Source organism: Candidatus Nanopelagicales bacterium, assembly GCA_028687755.1.
Classification (GTDB): Bacteria; Actinomycetota; Actinomycetes; order S36-B12; family S36-B12; genus UBA11398.
In genome coordinates, this window is sequence record JAQTZL010000005.1 from 65189 (window position 1) to 81026 (window position 15838).

Genomic DNA, 15838 nt, shown 5'->3' on the forward strand with positions numbered 1-15838 from the left:
TTCGAATTACTGATTTCGCGTATTTATGGGTGATGATGGTCGAATGCTTCCCCAGCGCCGCAAGACCAAGACCCTGACGTTCGCATTGACTGTTATGGCGTCGGGTTCGGTCTTGTTGAGTGCATTGCCAGCACATGCTGCTGAAACGCCAGCGCCGTCGACCTCGCCGGCAGTTTCAGCGTCGCCAACGCCAACGCCAACGCCTACACCCAGCCGTACGGCGTCAGCCTCACCCACGGCAACACCAACCATGAGTCCCAGCGTTACACCGAGCGCGACGCCGTCGGTAACAACGCCCGCGTCACCTATGCCTACAGCAGTTCCCGCTGCACCACCCGTGGTGATGCCAACTGCGCTTGGTAGTTGGTGCCGCACGATTTTTCCGCAAACATCGGCTGCAAGTGAACGAGTAGCGGCTCAAAAATTATTGACCAGCGGAACCATTAATTTTGGTAAAGGTGGCACGTATCAGTTGACAGAACATCCAGATTGGAAGCCACAGGCAACGTCTGACACTTCAGGTGATCGGCATGTGAACTCTCTCAATTGGGCATTACCGCTTCTGTTTCGAGGGGTGCAAGTCCAAAACCAAGCAATGGTGGATCGTTTCCGTCAAATTCTTTTGTACTGGATTGCCGACCATCAAGGTAGGCGCGGTGCGTGGGTTGACTCTTCCATTTATGGAGGACTACGCACGGAAACGTTGGTGTGTGCTGCGCAAACCTTGAACGATCCAGTGATCACCGCAGCTGCTATTCGCGATGCGCAAACAATGGTGAAGTCAAATGCAGGAGCACGCGCAATCGCCATTGGTTCAAACAACACCGACTTGATTCGACAGACAGGCGCGCTAGCTGCGTTTTGTTGGACGGGTGACACAGCATTGCGCGACAAGGCCTGGCGGAATCTTGTTGCGATTGCCAATGGAGTCGTTCAGCCTGACGGTAGCGATGTAGAGGGTTCACCTGGCTACGCGGTGTACATTGAGAATTTACTTGGAGATGTGCAAGCGGCCGCCAACACGTGCGGAATTCCGGCCGACCCAATTCCAACTTTGCGTAATAAGTTGTATGACTTTGTTGCGCAATCGATTCGCCCGGACTTTCTCGTTGAGTCGCTCGGTGACAGCATCAATGAATCTCTCAAGGGGTCGTTCGGCGCTGCTGACGGCCAAGCTGAATGGGTGCGTACCGGTGGGAAAAGTGGAACTCCACCTGCACCGATTTATTCGGTGTACGACGGCGGCTATGTGTTTGGACGCGCTGGTTGGCAGCCACAACCTGGGATGCCGGATAGTTTCTATTCAGTACGTTCAAGTTCTACGCGTCCGGCAACTGCTCACACGCATGATGACGGAACTGGTTTGACGTTCTATTCAAAGGGCGTTGAGTGGATAGGCGATCCGGGCCCTTTCCGTTACGAAAACAGTGATTCATTGCGTGCATATTTGAAAACTAGGGCTGCGCATTCGGCATTAACTGTCGGCAAGGTGGCTCGTAGTAAGTGGTCGGGAACCAAACGCATAGTTGCGCAAAGTGACTGGGCCACTGGCGGTAATGACACCACCTGCGTCCAGGACAACACTTGGAAGACAGTGACCCTGGTTCGATGCACGCAATATGTGCGCAGTGTCGATGCGATGATCGTCACCGATTACATCAATGCTGCTCGCGGCGGCAAAAAAGCCAAGGGTCGCTTTACTTGGCAACGATGGCAAATTCCTAACGGCGTTGATACCGGTTACGAAGGCAACAGATTGGTACTGACAAAAGGCGATAAGAAACTTGATGTCGTGAAGTCGGGAACTGATGCGTGGGTGGTTGATCATGCGCAGCCTGGGGGCAAGCAAGGCTGGTTCACTGGCACCTGGGGAACCAAACTTCCAGGTCAGGTCGTAAATCGTCAGGTGCCGATTCCAAAGGCTGGAGTGCGCCAAGCGTTAGTGACAGTTCTCGTTGCACGTAATGCAGGTGAAAGCGTTCCTGTGACCATCAGCTCTACTGGTGTCACGGTTACCCGCAATGGACAAACGATCACAACGCCAGCACCAATGCCTCAGTTGGGTGCTGCATTACTCTGATCCCATGATCATCGCGATTGGTTCTGACCATGCAGGTTTCGTTCTCAAAGAACACTTGCGCGGCTGGCTTGTTGAACAAGGTCACGATGTGATTGACCTTGGGGCGTACTCCTCAGATCGCGTCGATTACCCGCATTTTGGTGCAGAAGTTGGTCGAACAGTGGCATCTGGCAAGGCTGCGTTTGGTGTTGCAGTGTGCGGAAGTGGTCAGGGCATTTGCATGGCTGCGAACAAGGTCCCAGGGGTTCGTGCAGGGATTATTCGGGACACTCAAGATGCCGCGATGACCCGGCAACACAACAATGCCAACGTTGCCTGCTTTGGCGAGCGCGTGACAGACCCAGATGTGGCGGTAGGAGCACTCAAAGTCTTTCTCGAAACAGCCTTTGAGGGTGGCCGTCACGAGGCGCGCGTGGAGCAGCTGGCTGAACTCGATGCGGGTCAAGCAATCTAGTTCTCAGTCAGCAGATTCTGGCTCTCGATAAGTTCGGGAATCGAGCGTAGAATCAAAGCATGTGGATCTTCATTGTTATTGCTGTCCTTGTCATACTTGCGATCTATTTAGTCGCGACCTACAACCGTCTGGTAAAAGCCAATGTTGCGGTTGATGAAGCTTTCGCGCAGATTGAGGTGCAACTCAAGCGCCGCAGCGATTTGATCCCTAATTTAGTGAGCACTGTTAAGGGATACGCTGCCCATGAAAGTGGCACATTAGAAAAGGTAACTGCAGCTCGAGCAGTGGCCGAACACGCAAATGGCGTAGCAGAAGTCGCTGCAGCGGATGGTCAGTTAACACAGGCTCTTCGTGGCTTGCTTGCAGTCGCTGAGGCGTATCCAGATTTGAAAGCATCTGCGAACTTCCTGTCACTTCAAGAAGAACTTTCTTCAACGGAAAACAAAGTGGCATTTTCACGCCAGTTCTACAACGATTCGGTTCGAACCTTGAACACCGCAATTGTCACTATTCCCACCAAGTTCTTCGTTGGTATGACCGGTGTGCATGCTCGCGAATTCTATGAAGTGCCAAATGAAGCGGATCGCAACGCTCCTACTGTTTCCTTCGAGTAATTATGGCGGTCTCGTTTAGAGCCGAGCAGTCAGCGAACAAACGCAAAACCTGGTTGCTGCTCGCATTGATGTTCTTTGCTGTGATTGCCGTTGTTTGGGCAGCAGGCACGATCTTAAATTTCGATGCGTATTGGCTCGTTCCGATGGCTGTCGGGATTTCATTGATTGGAGTGTGGACTTCATATTGGAAATCAGACACTTTGGTCCTCGCGATGACGCACGCAAAAGTAGTCAGTCACGACGATGCACCACAGCTTTACAACATCGTTGAAGAAATCACCATGGCAGCGGGTTTACCAATGCCAAAGGTCGCGATCGTTGATGACCCCGCTCCAAATGCGTTTGCGACAGGCCGTGATCCAGAGCATGCGGTGATCGCATTTACGACAGGAATTCTTCGCGTGATGGATCGCGAGCAACTTCAAGGAGTCGCGGCACACGAAATGGCGCACGTGGGTAACCGCGACACGTTGGTCATGGCTGTTGCCGCCACCACAGCGGGACTGCTCGCGGTGATCGCCGACATGGGCGCCCGCATGGCGTTCTTCAGCCGCAGAGATCAAAACAGCAATCCATTTGCGATAGTGATCTCATTGGTGATTTTGATTCTCGCACCCATTGCAGCACTTCTTATTCGTGCGTCCATTTCGCGCAAACGCGAGTCCCTCGCCGATGCCACAGCAATTGAGTTCACACGCAACCCTTCTGGGCTTCGCCGAGCGTTAGAGACCCTGGCTGCGGACAACACGGTCGTGCAGCAAAAATCGACTGCTGTGGCTCATGTGTGGATTGAATCCCCATTGGATGGCAAGTCGAAATCCATGTTTGATACCCATCCGCCACTGAGTGAGCGCATAAATCTGCTGCGTCAAATGGAAGGTCTTCCGCCGTTAGGGCAGTAGTGCCGGTGAGCTCCAAAGCGCTTGGCGATAGCCTTATCCCTCAGGTTTGTGGGGGAACTCGCAATCCGCGGGATGCTAGCTCAATGGTAGAGCTGCGGACTTTTAATCCGTAGGTTCGGGGTTCGAGCCCCCGGCGTCCCACCACAGGCTCCAGTTCTTACTTCTGGATGATCCTTTTCTTGGCGGCACTGACCTTCTTAAGCAGCCGTTGATTGATGCTCGGCGCTTCCTTAACTGCACCGTCCCCGAGCGCACCAAGGATCGCAGCAACTGCGGCATCGATTGGCAGATCTGCAACATCAGTGTCGGAAATATGTTCCGGACCAGTGAAGCGTGCGCTCAACAGACTGAGGTCACCCATCACATTGACACCCGATGTCCTAATAGCCGCGACATAGGTCGCTCCAAACTCTGCGGCGCGGTCGAGGGCCCACTGTGGAGTTTGCAGTTTCACTTCATCGGCACCTGGAGTGCGACCTTCAACCATTCCTTTAATAAGTCCGTCGTGGACTTCATGGGAATAAGGTTTCCATCCTTTGCCGCCACCGATGGATTGGTTGATGCGTCGGAGTAACTCAGCTTCCGCGAGAGTCAGTGACCGATTCATTGACGTAGGTTTGTTTTGAAGCAAGAACCCTTGAGGCAAACCAGTTAAGGATTCAAAATCTCGATAGATGCTGTCACGATCAGAATCGTCGACCACAACAACAGTCACTCGTTCACTGCCAACAATGTTTGCCCAGCGGCTCACGACTGCATCATGGCGATGTCGAAGCCAAAATACTTCTGATTTGGGTTCGAGTTGTTCTGAGCCCAGCACGTTATTGAGCCAGTGAAGATAACCAAACTCATAACCGGACTTCAAGATTTGTTGCCAAGCCGATGGAAGTATTTTTGCAAGGTTTCGCAGGGTGATCACCACATGGATGTTCTCTTTGCCTATGCGATCAACGATCCGTTCGGCCACTTCGCTGGAAGCCTCGGCAAAAAACTCGCTTGAACACACGGTAATTCCGTCAAAATTCTCGGCCTCACTGACAAACGTTTCCCAAAGTTTGGGATCTGGTGGTGGGGAACCACCTGGGCGCCAACCCACACGACGATTCATTGCTGATGAAGCAATGGCACGATGCGCCTGGCCGGTTCCCGGATATGAGATCCCGAATTCTGTAAGCCGTGCTCGGTTCTGTGCGAAGGCATCTTGGATCGTTGTCGTCCCCGTTTTGTGGACTCCGATATGGAGCAAAATTCCCCCATCTTTCAGGTGAGGATTCTTCACAAAATCGGGCACGAACAGATTCTAGGTATAAGAGGTGAATGCGTGACAAAGCGCAGTGCAATCGGGCACAATCAATCTCGCAAGACCCGTGCAATTGCCCCCCAGCTGCACGGGTCTTTGCATATTTATATGCGCCCGGCAAGGGATCTGCGGTAGCCAGCTATCTGGCTTGTGCGGTTTATCCCGACAACGCCAACGAGCCCTGAGGAATCGAAGTATTCGGCAATGCAACTGCCATCGTCAGCAGATTCAATAATGTTTACTTCGGTCGCGATGGAAGGTATTCCAAAGCTTTGAATTTGGAGGTCGTACTGATCTGACCAAAATGCAGGCACAGCGGCAAATGGGACCTCTGGTTCATTCACAGCATTGAGTTGCTTGGCAAGGCCGCGCCCTGCGTGAGCACCCAGGTCTGCGGCGGTAGTCCAGTGTTCAATTCGGCGAGGCGTCATCCCAAACAGTGCATTTGGATGACGAGCAATGTCACCACAAGCGCGTACCGGTGCAGTTGTTCCAACAGCCTGAAGGTACTGATCCGTCAAGACTCCATTTGATAAGTCAAGGGTGTTTCCGTTTAACCAATCGATATTAGGAATAGATCCCACAGCCTCGACAACGACATCTGCTTGAACTTCGGTTCCATCATCAAGAAGAAGACTTGTGGCTCGTTCGTCACCTCCAAACGCAGCAACAATTCGCTTGGTGCGGAAATTCACTCCGTGGCGTTCATGTTGATTCGCAATTCTTTGGCCGACTTCATCACCAAGGGCCGAACTTAACGGCACCGCTTCTGGAGATACCACCGTGACTTCGCAGCCACGCTCGGATGCGATTGCCGCAACTTCGCACCCAATAAACCCTGACCCGACAATTGCAATACGCGCTCCCGTAACCAGCATCGGTTCGAGAAGTTGCGCGTCGGCAATCGTTCGAAGGGTGAATCGCCCAGCGGTGGGACCGGGCACTGTCAGATGTCGAGACCGAAGACCGCTAGCGATGATCAAACCGTCAAAGTGGATAGTCGATGTCTGGCCATCGGGGTCGGACACCCAAAGGTGCTGTCCATCAAGAGAGCAGTTCACCACTCCATGACCAATGAGCCAGGTGAACTCATCAGCGCTGCGCTTCATTGGCATGCCAAAGCCGTCCAGCACCCTGGATTTGAGGGCTTCCTTGGAAACAGCTGGCCGGTAACTCGGTAGTTCCGGGTCGATAATCAGGATTTCGCCGAGATATTTATGAGCTCGAATTGCCTCTGCGGCGCGGATGCCGGCAATACCGCTTCCCACAACCACCACTGGATTCATCTGGGGCACGCTACCTTCCCACCCAGGTATCTCGTAGATTGCGCCATGTGAGCACTGTTGAGCCGTACATCCTGACCCTGCGTTGCGCCGATGGGCCGGGCATTGTGCATGCGATCACAGGCTCGTTGTTAGGGATTCAGGGCAATATTTTGGAGCAGGCTCAGTTCACCGATGAAGACTCCGGGATTTTCAGTCTGCGCACCAAGTTTGAATCACCCAAAGCCATTGAAATTGTGCGCGCTGCGGTTGAAGCGGCAGCTGCACCATTTAATGCAGAAATGTCCCTGCGCCATGAAAGCGATCGTCGCAGGGCTTTGATTATGGTGTCGAAGTTCGATCATTGTCTTGTTGATTTGCTTTACCGCCATGAAATCGGCGAGTTACCAATCGAGATTCCAGTAATTGTCTCTAATCACCGCGATTGCGAACACATCGCAAACCGTCATGGGATTCCGTTCGTGTATTTGCCTGTCACCTCTGAAACAAAACCAGAACAAGAATCAGCTTTATTAAACCTGACGGTTGAGCACAATATCGATGTCGTGATTCTTGCTCGTTACATGCAAGTCCTTTCTGATGAATTATGTTCGGAGCTTTCCGGACGCATCATCAACATCCATCATTCATTCTTACCAGGCTTTAAGGGTGCTCGCCCGTATCACCAAGCTCATGAACGCGGTGTGAAACTTATTGGTGCGACTGCTCACTTTGTCACTGCTCAACTGGATGAAGGTCCGATCATCGAGCAAGAGGTAGAGCGAGTTACTCATGCACACACAGCGAATGACCTAGCCGAGATTGGTAGAGATGTTGAACGGTTAGTACTCGCTCGCGCTGTTCGACTCTTTGCTGAAGACCGCATCATGCTGACCGGTAAGCGCACCGTGGTTTTCCAGTAGAAAGTTAATTTCCTAGTTGGTGTTCATCGCTGCGCGATACACAGCCATCGTTTGTTCAGCAATTGCATCCCAGCCAAAATGTTCTACTGCACGGGCTCGCCCGGCTTTGCCCATCGCGGAAGCGCGGTTGCCATCTTCGATGAGTTGATTCACCGCAGCAGCAAATTCACGTTCAAATGCGTCAGTATTGACAGCGTCATAGTGAACGAGAAGCCCGGTCGTGCCGTCAGCAACAACTTCTGGAATCCCACCAACATCGCTCGCAATAACGGCGGTTTCGCAAGCCATGGCTTCAAGGTTGACAATGCCAAGCGGTTCGTAGATAGAGGGGCATAGAAATGCTCGCGCATGTGAAAAAAGTTGAATGAGTTTTGCTCGATCAACTTGTTTTTCAATCCAGATCACGCTGTCCTTTCCGCGTGCCTCGCGAAGTTCTTTCACTGCGTTGGCTGTTTCAACTTCAATCTCGGGTGTGTCTGCAGCTGATGCACACATGACCAGCGGAATATCGCCAGCAAATTGCTTTGCTGCGCGGAGCAAGTGCACGAGACCTTTTTGGCGCGTGATACGACCGACGAACAAAACGTATGGCTTATTCGGATCGATACCGAATTCCTCAAGTGTTGCTGTACCTAAATCTGGCTTATAAATCGACGTGTCGATTCCGTTGTGCACTACATGCACACGAGCTGGATCAACAAAGGGATAGGCGCTGAGTACGTCATTGCGCATGCCGTTGCTAACAGCGATCACTGCGCTTGCTTCTGCGTACGCGGAACGTTCAACCCATGACGAGAGCCGATAACCGCCACCAAGTTGCTCTTCTTTCCAAGGCCGCAATGGTTCGAGCGAATGTGCGGTGATCACATGGGGGATGCCGTACAGCAGTGAAGCTGTGTGGCCAGCGAAGTTTGCGTACCAGGTGTGTGAATGCACGAGATCAACGTCAGAAACCGCCATAGCCATTTCGAGGTCAACACCGAGAGTCTGAAGTGCAGGATTGGCACCGTGCAGACTGGTTGGTACCGGGTGCGCTGTGGCATCAGTCCTGTGGCCGCCAAAGCAATGAACATAGACAGGAGTGAGACGACGCAACTCATGGACGAGTTGATCGACATGGACCCCAGCACCACCATAAATTTCGGGTGGCCACTCGCGGGTCAGGATTCCTATTCGCACAGCGTTCAGCATAGGGATGAGTTTTAGGTCTATAAAGATGGGCGCTCGGGGACTATGGTTACAAGGTGAGTAGCGGGCCACATGTGCTGTGCATGGTCCTCGCCGGTGGCGAGGGCAAACGCCTCATGCCTTTGACAGCTGACCGAGCCAAACCAGCAGTACCTTTTGGTGGCTCCTATCGCCTCATCGATTTCGTATTGTCGAATTTGATCAATGCAGGGTTGCGACGCGTATGCGTGCTGACTCAGTACAAATCGCATTCATTGGACCGTCACGTCACCCAGACCTGGCGTATGCCGACTTTGCTAGGTGACTACGTCACTCCCGTACCAGCGCAACAGCGACTTGGGCCACGTTGGTACACCGGAAGTGCCGATGCAATTTTCCAGAGTTTGAACCTGGTGTACGACGAAGAACCTGATTACGTCGTTGTCTTTGGTGCCGACCACGTGTATCGCATGGATCCAATGCAAATGGTGGAGGCACATATTGCGTCCGGTGCCGGCGTCACCGTTGCAGGTATTCGTATGGCAAAGCATGAAGCGCATGATTTTGGAGTTATACAAACGGCACCCGACGGTGAAACCATTACGAGGTTCTTAGAAAAGCCAATCGATCCACCAACCATCCCTGGTGATGACACTTCTTGCTATGTCTCAATGGGTAACTACGTGTTTTCAACAGATATCTTGCTTGAAGCATTGCGTGAAGATGCTGCAGACCCAGCATCACTGCATGACATGGGCACAAACATCATTCCGATGCTCACCAACCGTGGTCAAGCGCGCGTATATGACTTTGCAACCAACGTTGTTCCCGGAGCCACAGAACGCGATGGTGGTTATTGGCGTGACGTAGGTTCACTGGATAGTTATCACGATGCCCACATGGATCTAGTTTCCGTGCACCCAATTTTCAACCTCTACAACCGCCGTTGGCCGATTCTGTCGAACCTGCCGTCATTACCACCAGCGAAATTTGTTGAGGGTGGCAATGCGCATGAATCTATGGTCGGCGCTGGCACCATCATTTCCGGTGCCCATGTACGTACTTCCGTGATTTCTTCCAACGTAGCTATTGGTTCAGGGGCCTACGTCGAAGGCAGTGTGATTATGCCCGGTGTACGTATTGGTAAGAATGCAGTTGTTCGACGCGCAATTCTTGATAAAAACACGGTCATCCCTGATGGTGCTCAAATCGGTGTTGATCTTGAACGCGATCGTGGTTTGTACACCGTAAGTGATGGTGGCGTGGTCGTACTTGGTAAGGGCACTCAGGCTGAGCGATGAGAGTTCGCTTTTTCGCTGCACTGACAGCTATTGCATTGCTGTGTATTCCGATTTCGGCTACAGCAGCGACGATTAAATTTCCACGTGTCATCGGTGGTAGCGCATCATCAATTGATCAATCTCCATGGCAGGTATTGATTGTGATGCGTGGTGTCTCTCAATGCTCTGGGTCGTTGGTGTCGCCAACGGTGGTAGTGACTGCCGCTCATTGTTTGGCGGGGATGTCAGCAAGTGATATTCGTGTGTGGTCTGGGATTACGAAGACCAGTGAAAGGTCACCAGCTCAAGAGTCGCCAGTTGCAGCGGTAACAGCGCACCCCTCCTTTGATTCACGCACCTTCGCCAATGACATTGGCGTCATTACGTTGGCAAAACCCATTGATCTGCTTGGCAAGGTGCGCACTATTGCATTGCCTTACGGCATGGATGCTCTGACTTGGCCTGCAAGCGGCACACCCGCAACTGTGAGTGGATGGGGTGTCATCGCACCCACGGGTGGCGCAACGTCAGATCAGTTGATGCGTGCGGACCTTGAGGTGTTAGCGAGCCCAAATCAACCCTGCGGTCAATATGGGCCAGATCTTGATCCCAATCAAGACATTTGTGCTGGCACACCGGCGGGCAATATTGATGCCTGCCAAGGCGACAGTGGTGGTCCGTTGGTCATCCAAGGCACGGTTCCCGTCCTTACTGGTTTGGTAAGTAGTGGAAATGAATGTGCGAAGGCCGGATATCCAGGGTTGTATAGCCGGATCACAACGTTTTTGCCATGGCTGACATCTCAGGGAAGTATCCCCGCTGCAAAACCGGGTGTTGCAACAAATCTGACAGCGCGCAATAACGGTGGGCGGGTGACGGTTTCTTGGTCAGCCCCGAGCGATGCAGGCGCAAACACAACGATCTGGAAAGTCACAGCGTTTCCTAGTGGTCAGTCGTGCACGACTATGGAAACCGTATGTGAGTTCGATGGATTGCCGGGTGGCCAGGCAACAACATTTGCCATTTCGGGTTCGAATGCTTTTGGCGAAGGCAATGCTGCGCAGCTCACGGCCCCCTTCGTTTCTGGAATCACTGCACGCAAATCCGGAACTGCTCTCACCTTTGCCGCAATCGCACGCCTTGCTGGGCTTTCTGGAAAACCAACCATCAAGGTTGCACCGATTGCTGCACGGATCTGTGCAGTTAGGGGTTCAAGCGTGGTGCTGAAGCAAACAGGCACGTGCATCATCAGCTTGAAAAAGGGCAAAGCCCGCCACTCACTGTCGGTGCAGGTGCTTTAACAACGAATGTCAATCTTCGAGTTGATGTCGTTCCATGCTGACGATTCTCGGAGTGCCGTCAGGGGCGAATGCGCGATGCAACACAATGAATGATCCTGGTTGAAGCTTGGGGTCCCACTGTGGTCTTGACGCATCGCCGCCAGTGGCTTGGGCCAGGGCAGATAAAATCGTAGGCATGACGGGCCTATGTGAGCACACAACCATCGCTTGGTGCTGACTCAAGAGATCCAGCATTCGGTTTTCAACTTTTTTTGGATTGTCGAGAAAACGTTCTTCACTTAAAGCCGGCTCAGGGATAACGGGCACATTTATAGATTTTGCATAGCGCTTCACGCTTTGCATACAGCGTTCTGAATCAGATGAATGCACAGCGGTGATGCCGTAGGCATCAAGCAGCGGCATGAGTCCTTTTGATTGGCTGCGTCCCTTGCCACTAATCGGACGTTCATAATCATGCTTGCCCTTGAAGTCCGAGCGCTTCACGGCTTGGGTATGGCGCAAAATAATGAGTGGAACAGTCTGGGGCAACGTTGCGGCCTGTTCCACGAGCGCGATGTCGTGCTCGTAGGTCAGCAGGCTTTTTGCTTGCTGAGCAGGTATCCAACGAAGCTCATCGACCTCGTCATTAGGAACAAACTCTTCTTCGTTTCGAGCCTGGGCAACCCAATATTCAACAGTCTTTGCTCGGCCTAAGGCGATGTATTCCTGGGTGGGTAAACGCGATCCGAGAATTGCTTGGATACCCGTTTCTTCATCACACTCGCGAATTGCGGCATTAATGACGTGTTCACCCGGATCAATCTTTCCCTTTGGGAGTGACCAGTCGCTGCGATGAGGCCGATGAACGACGAGGGTTTCATAACGCCCTTGGGTGCCTCGAAGCAAAATCACGCCAGCTGCGCGAACCGGAGTTGAACCTTGATCAGGGGCCACGGTTACACCAGTCCCGAACTCTGCGCAGTTTTACGTGCTTTATCCCAAGTATCCGCGAAGGTGTAACGATCCTGCATTTCGTAATTGAGTTCCACTCCGTGTAGGAGACCGAGTGCGAATCCAGTGGTGGCGTCAACTTCATTGGTATTGGCTAATTCACGCAAGAACTCTTGAGCAACAAATGCATCTTGGTGCTCGCCTAGGAGTTCTGTGACTTCAGATAACGACTTTGCGAACTTCTTGGCTTGATTTCCGAAAATTGGCACGACGACATCGACTGCGTACCTGGCACGTTTAGCTTTGATGCGTGCACGATGCCACTCAGGCGCGGGTCCATGGATTTTTAACTGGCCACAGGATTTCGCAAGGGCCTTCCATGAGCGCTCAATCAGAGGGGGAAACACGATTTCGCATGGCTGATATGCAATATCGAGCATTTGGGGCGAGCGCGTAGCAGTCACGAGATCTTCAATAAGGTACGTATGTCGATCACTTCGTAACGCAGCCATGGCTCCTGCACGTGCGGTCTCAATACGCCGATCGAGATATACACGAATAGCGCTTGAAGCTAATTCCGCATCACCTGGCAGTAAGTCATTGGCATGATTAAGAAGGCGCTCTTCGAGAACCTCACTGTCGCGGATCATGCCCATTTCATCAGCGAGCCAAGCGAGTTCTTCTTCGAGAGCCAATGCCCACTCATGATTTAACAATGACTCAAATGTGCGTAAGTTGCTACGCAGTCGACGTGCCGCTACCCGAACTTGGTGTACAGCGTCTGGCAGGTTCCTGCGCACGGCGATGTCAGCAAAAATGAGGGCACGTACATGGGTTGCGATTGTGGAACGAATCGCATCGACAGCCATCCCGCTTGGCCCCGGCATTGGGAGTTCTGGAACATCTGCAGGTGCAGTGGCTCGTGGGCCTAGAGCGCTTGCGGCCTTGCTCATTGTTCCCGGAATTGCACCAACATGCATAAGTAGCGAACTGACTTCTTCAAGAAGCTCATGGGCCGCAGGATCATCGTTATCAAGGAGTTCAATTTCAAGCTCTCGGAAAATCCCGACCGCCGTACCGTTGAGATCAATAACAGTGACGACATCGTCGACCACTTCAACCAGTGGTTTGCCTTCTGGTGAAGTCAAGACTCGGGGGCTACGTTCAGTTCGCAGTTCCACCACTGGAGCTAGTGGTAAGTCGCGCACAAGTGGGGTGATGATGTCGGCGAGTTCAGCAGGAACTTGACCAACTGCTCCAGCGTTTAACGCAACATGAAGTTCATCGCGCACACCTTCGGACATGCTTTCCACTGGAAGTTTGAGATGCCAACCTGCATCAAGACCTCCTTCACGGCGACGGAGAGTGACCTTCCATCGAAAGAGGGTGAGTTCAGCAGTGTCGTGATACACCGCGCGCATTGAAACTGTCGGGTGTTCCTGAACAGTTGCATTGAGATCCGAGAGCTCCGGCCACGCAAATAGAGCGTGAACGCGAAACTTGCGCTCAATTTCACGATGCGTGGTTGGGGTACTCACAATGAAGCACCACCGTGTTTGGTCCGTGCAATCAACGTTTCTTGATAGTCGGCAAGCAATGCGCCGTCTTCGCGATGCAGGCGCCTATTCCAAACGCCGTCGGAGTCCAGACTCCAGGCTGAGAAGTCAGGACTCATTGCCATATCGAATAAGTCATTCACCCAGGCAATATGCACAGGCTCAGCCAATCGCACCAATGTCTCAACTCGTCGATCAAGATTGCGATGCATCATGTCTGCTGAGCCAATCCAGACTTCGCGTGCACCGTTGTTCTCGAAGCAGAACGCACGGGAGTGCTCAAGGAATCTACCCAAAATGCTAATGACTTTAACGTTCTCGCTTAAGCCTTGAACGCCTGGACGCAATGCGCAAATGCCACGCACAAACACTTCCACTGAAACGCCCGCCTGAGATGCGCGGTAGAGAGCATCGATCACAATTTCGTCAACCAGAGCATTGCACTTGATGCGAATCCCGCTGGGTAAACCGGCTTCGCTGTTTGCGATTTCACGATCGATACGTTCAATGAGTCCGGTACGAACGGAGTGTGGTGCAACTAAAAGACGTGCATATTCAGTATTCATGGAATAGCCGGACAGCACATTGAAGAGATTTGAAATATCTTCGCCAACATCAGCTGAACAGGTAATCAGACCGATATCTTCATACAGGCGAGCGGTTTTTGGATGGTAGTTACCGGTACCCAAGTGGCAGTAACGTCGAAGTTGGTCGCCATCATTGCGCACAACCATTGAAGCCTTGACGTGTGTCTTAAGACCAACGAGGCCGTAGACAACGTGCACACCGGCTTCTTCAAGTTTGCGGCTCCAGTCGATATTGTTTTGCTCATCGAAGCGAGCCTTAATCTCAACAATTGCCAGTACCTGCTTGCCATTTTCGGCAGCCGTGATGAGTGCATCAACAATTGGTGAGTCACCCGAAGTGCGGTAGAGCGTTTGTTTAATCGCCAACACGTGGGGATCGTTTGCGGCTTGCTCTAGGAAGGCTTGCACGCTAGTGCTAAACGAATCGTATGGATGGTGCAGGAGTACGTCATGTTCGCGAACGACGGCGAAGATGTCAGGCTGAGTGGAACTTTCAACTTCAGCGAGCTGGCGCGAAGTTCGGCCAACAAAGTTTGCTTGCTTTAAATCAGGCCGATCAAGACCGACAAAGGACCAAAGCCCGGTGAGATCAAGTGGTCCCGGAACGCGGAAGACTTCACTGTCAGTGACATCGAGTTCACTCATTAATAGTTCAAGCACATATGAGTCAATCGACGCTTCAACTTCGAGTCGTACAGGTGGCCCAAAGCGGCGGCGCATGAGTTCTCGCTCCAGTGCAAGCAAGAGGTTTTCCGCATCGTCTTCTTCTACTTCAACATCTTCGTTTCGAGTTACGCGGAAACTGTGGTGTTGCAGAATCTGCATTCCTGGGAATAGTTCATTGAGATGCGATGCCATCAAATCTTCCAATGGCACGAAGCGTTGTGAACCCAGTGCTACGAAGCGCGGTAGGAGCGGGGGAACCTTTACGCGTGCGAAGAGTTCGTTTCCTGTCACTGGATTGCGCACCACTACTGCAAGGTTGAGCGACAATCCACTGATGTACGGGAACGGGTGTGAAGGGTCAACTGCAAGCGGAGTTAGCACAGGGAAGACTTGTGCATGGAAGAACTTGTCGAGGAAATCGCGTTCATCTGCTGTGAGTTGCTCATAACGAAGCAATTCGATGCCTGCTGAACGCATCTCTGGGAGAACTTCACCCTGAAATACCTGTGCATGCTCGCGTTGGAGGGCGTGCGCACGTTCCCAGATTGATTCCAGTACATCCTTGGGGCTTTTGCCACTGGCTGATCGCACCGCGATCCCGGTAGCGATGCGTCGTTTAAGGCCCGCGACTCGCACCATGAAGAATTCATCGAGGTTACTTGCAAAAATCGCGAGGAATTTGGCCCGCTCCAGCACCGGGAGATTGGCATCCTCGGCTAGTTCCAAGACCCGTTGGTTAAAGGCCAGCCAGGAGAGCTCACGATCCAGAAATCGATCGACGGGAAGGTCAGTAAATGAATTCGACACCCGTGCATG

14 protein-coding genes and 1 tRNA gene are annotated in these 15838 nt (G+C 52.4%); 8 read left to right on the top strand and 7 right to left on the bottom strand.

The annotated features are described in order from the left end of the window. Positions 1-6 precede the first annotated feature (6 nt). Positions 7-375: a hypothetical protein gene (locus PHN51_08030; GenBank protein MDD2818725.1), complete on the bottom strand. Its 369-nt coding sequence runs from the start codon at positions 373-375 to the stop codon at positions 7-9. Here PHN51_08030 and PHN51_08035 point away from each other — a divergent pair. The 5 genes from PHN51_08035 (at position 344) to PHN51_08055 (ending at position 4194) form a co-directional block, all read left to right on the top strand. Next, positions 344-2080, top strand: a complete 1737-nt coding sequence (locus PHN51_08035) for a heparinase II/III family protein (GenBank protein ID MDD2818726.1) — start codon at positions 344-346, stop codon at positions 2078-2080. The two genes, PHN51_08030 and PHN51_08035, sit on opposite strands and share 32 nt — an antisense overlap. A 4-nt stretch (positions 2081-2084) precedes the next feature. Then, positions 2085-2534, top strand: a complete 450-nt coding sequence (rpiB, locus tag PHN51_08040) for a ribose 5-phosphate isomerase B (protein ID MDD2818727.1) — start codon at positions 2085-2087, stop codon at positions 2532-2534. Between the two features lie 59 nt (positions 2535-2593). After that, positions 2594-3148, top strand: a complete 555-nt coding sequence (locus PHN51_08045; protein MDD2818728.1) for a LemA family protein — start codon at positions 2594-2596, stop codon at positions 3146-3148. A gap of 2 nt (positions 3149-3150) precedes the next feature. Continuing rightward, a complete protein-coding gene (locus PHN51_08050; protein ID MDD2818729.1) occupies positions 3151-4050 on the top strand; it encodes a M48 family metalloprotease in 900 nt (299 codons plus the stop codon). 69 nt (positions 4051-4119) lie between these two features. After that, positions 4120-4194 (top strand) — tRNA-Lys (locus tag PHN51_08055). A gap of 13 nt (positions 4195-4207) precedes the next feature. On the opposite strand, the gene PHN51_08060 is transcribed toward PHN51_08055, so the two are convergent. Further along, a complete protein-coding gene (locus PHN51_08060; GenBank protein ID MDD2818730.1) occupies positions 4208-5341 on the bottom strand; it encodes a hypothetical protein in 1134 nt (377 codons plus the stop codon). Between the two features lie 113 nt (positions 5342-5454). Then, the gene (locus PHN51_08065) at positions 5455-6636 is read right to left on the bottom strand and encodes an FAD-dependent oxidoreductase (protein MDD2818731.1); all 1182 of its coding nucleotides are present in this window, start codon (positions 6634-6636) and stop codon (positions 5455-5457) included. A gap of 47 nt (positions 6637-6683) precedes the next feature. Between PHN51_08065 and purU the strand changes: the two genes are divergently transcribed. Beyond that, positions 6684-7535 (top strand): formyltetrahydrofolate deformylase, encoded by an 852-nt coding sequence (gene purU / locus PHN51_08070; protein ID MDD2818732.1) that lies wholly within the window; start codon positions 6684-6686, stop codon positions 7533-7535. 12 nt (positions 7536-7547) lie between these two features. On the opposite strand, the gene glgA is transcribed toward purU, so the two are convergent. Further along, a complete protein-coding gene (gene glgA / locus PHN51_08075) occupies positions 7548-8726 on the bottom strand; it encodes a glycogen synthase (protein MDD2818733.1) in 1179 nt (392 codons plus the stop codon). Positions 8727-8779: 53 nt separating this feature from the next. Between glgA and glgC the strand changes: the two genes are divergently transcribed. Continuing rightward, complete coding sequence (glgC, locus tag PHN51_08080) at positions 8780-10003, top strand: glucose-1-phosphate adenylyltransferase (protein ID MDD2818734.1); 1224 nt, start codon at positions 8780-8782, stop codon at positions 10001-10003. Next, complete coding sequence (locus PHN51_08085; protein ID MDD2818735.1) at positions 10000-11283, top strand: serine protease; 1284 nt, start codon at positions 10000-10002, stop codon at positions 11281-11283. Before glgC ends, PHN51_08085 begins: the two co-directional genes overlap by 4 nt. Positions 11284-11292: 9 nt before the next feature. Here the strand turns inward: PHN51_08085 and PHN51_08090 are convergent, their stop codons facing one another. The 3 genes from PHN51_08090 to PHN51_08100 are packed head-to-tail and all read right to left on the bottom strand — an operon-like array spanning position 11293 to position 15829. Then, positions 11293-12216: an NUDIX hydrolase gene (locus tag PHN51_08090; protein MDD2818736.1), complete on the bottom strand. Its 924-nt coding sequence runs from the start codon at positions 12214-12216 to the stop codon at positions 11293-11295. A gap of 2 nt (positions 12217-12218) precedes the next feature. Continuing rightward, positions 12219-13751 carry a CYTH and CHAD domain-containing protein gene (locus PHN51_08095; GenBank protein ID MDD2818737.1) on the bottom strand — a complete coding sequence of 511 codons (1533 nt, stop codon included), beginning with the start codon at positions 13749-13751 and terminating at the stop codon, positions 12219-12221. After that, positions 13748-15829: an RNA degradosome polyphosphate kinase gene (locus PHN51_08100; GenBank protein MDD2818738.1), complete on the bottom strand. Its 2082-nt coding sequence runs from the start codon at positions 15827-15829 to the stop codon at positions 13748-13750. Before PHN51_08100 ends, PHN51_08095 begins: the two co-directional genes overlap by 4 nt. Positions 15830-15838: the final 9 nt, after the last annotated feature.

Excerpts from the sequence above, each read along its gene's own strand:
- rpiB (MDD2818727.1), top strand. The coding sequence starts at position 2,085 with ATGATCATCGCGATTGGTTCTGACCATGCAGGTTTCGTTCTCAAAGAA.
- PHN51_08035 (MDD2818726.1), top strand. The coding sequence starts at position 344 with ATGCCAACTGCGCTTGGTAGTTGGTGCCGCACGATTTTTCCGCAAACA.
- PHN51_08050 (MDD2818729.1), top strand. The coding sequence starts at position 3,151 with ATGGCGGTCTCGTTTAGAGCCGAGCAGTCAGCGAACAAACGCAAAACC.
- PHN51_08065 (MDD2818731.1), bottom strand. The coding sequence starts at position 6,636 with ATGAATCCAGTGGTGGTTGTGGGAAGCGGTATTGCCGGCATCCGCGCC.
- PHN51_08045 (MDD2818728.1), top strand. The coding sequence starts at position 2,594 with ATGTGGATCTTCATTGTTATTGCTGTCCTTGTCATACTTGCGATCTAT.
- glgA (MDD2818733.1), bottom strand. The coding sequence starts at position 8,726 with ATGCTGAACGCTGTGCGAATAGGAATCCTGACCCGCGAGTGGCCACCC.
- PHN51_08085 (MDD2818735.1), top strand. The coding sequence starts at position 10,000 with ATGAGAGTTCGCTTTTTCGCTGCACTGACAGCTATTGCATTGCTGTGT.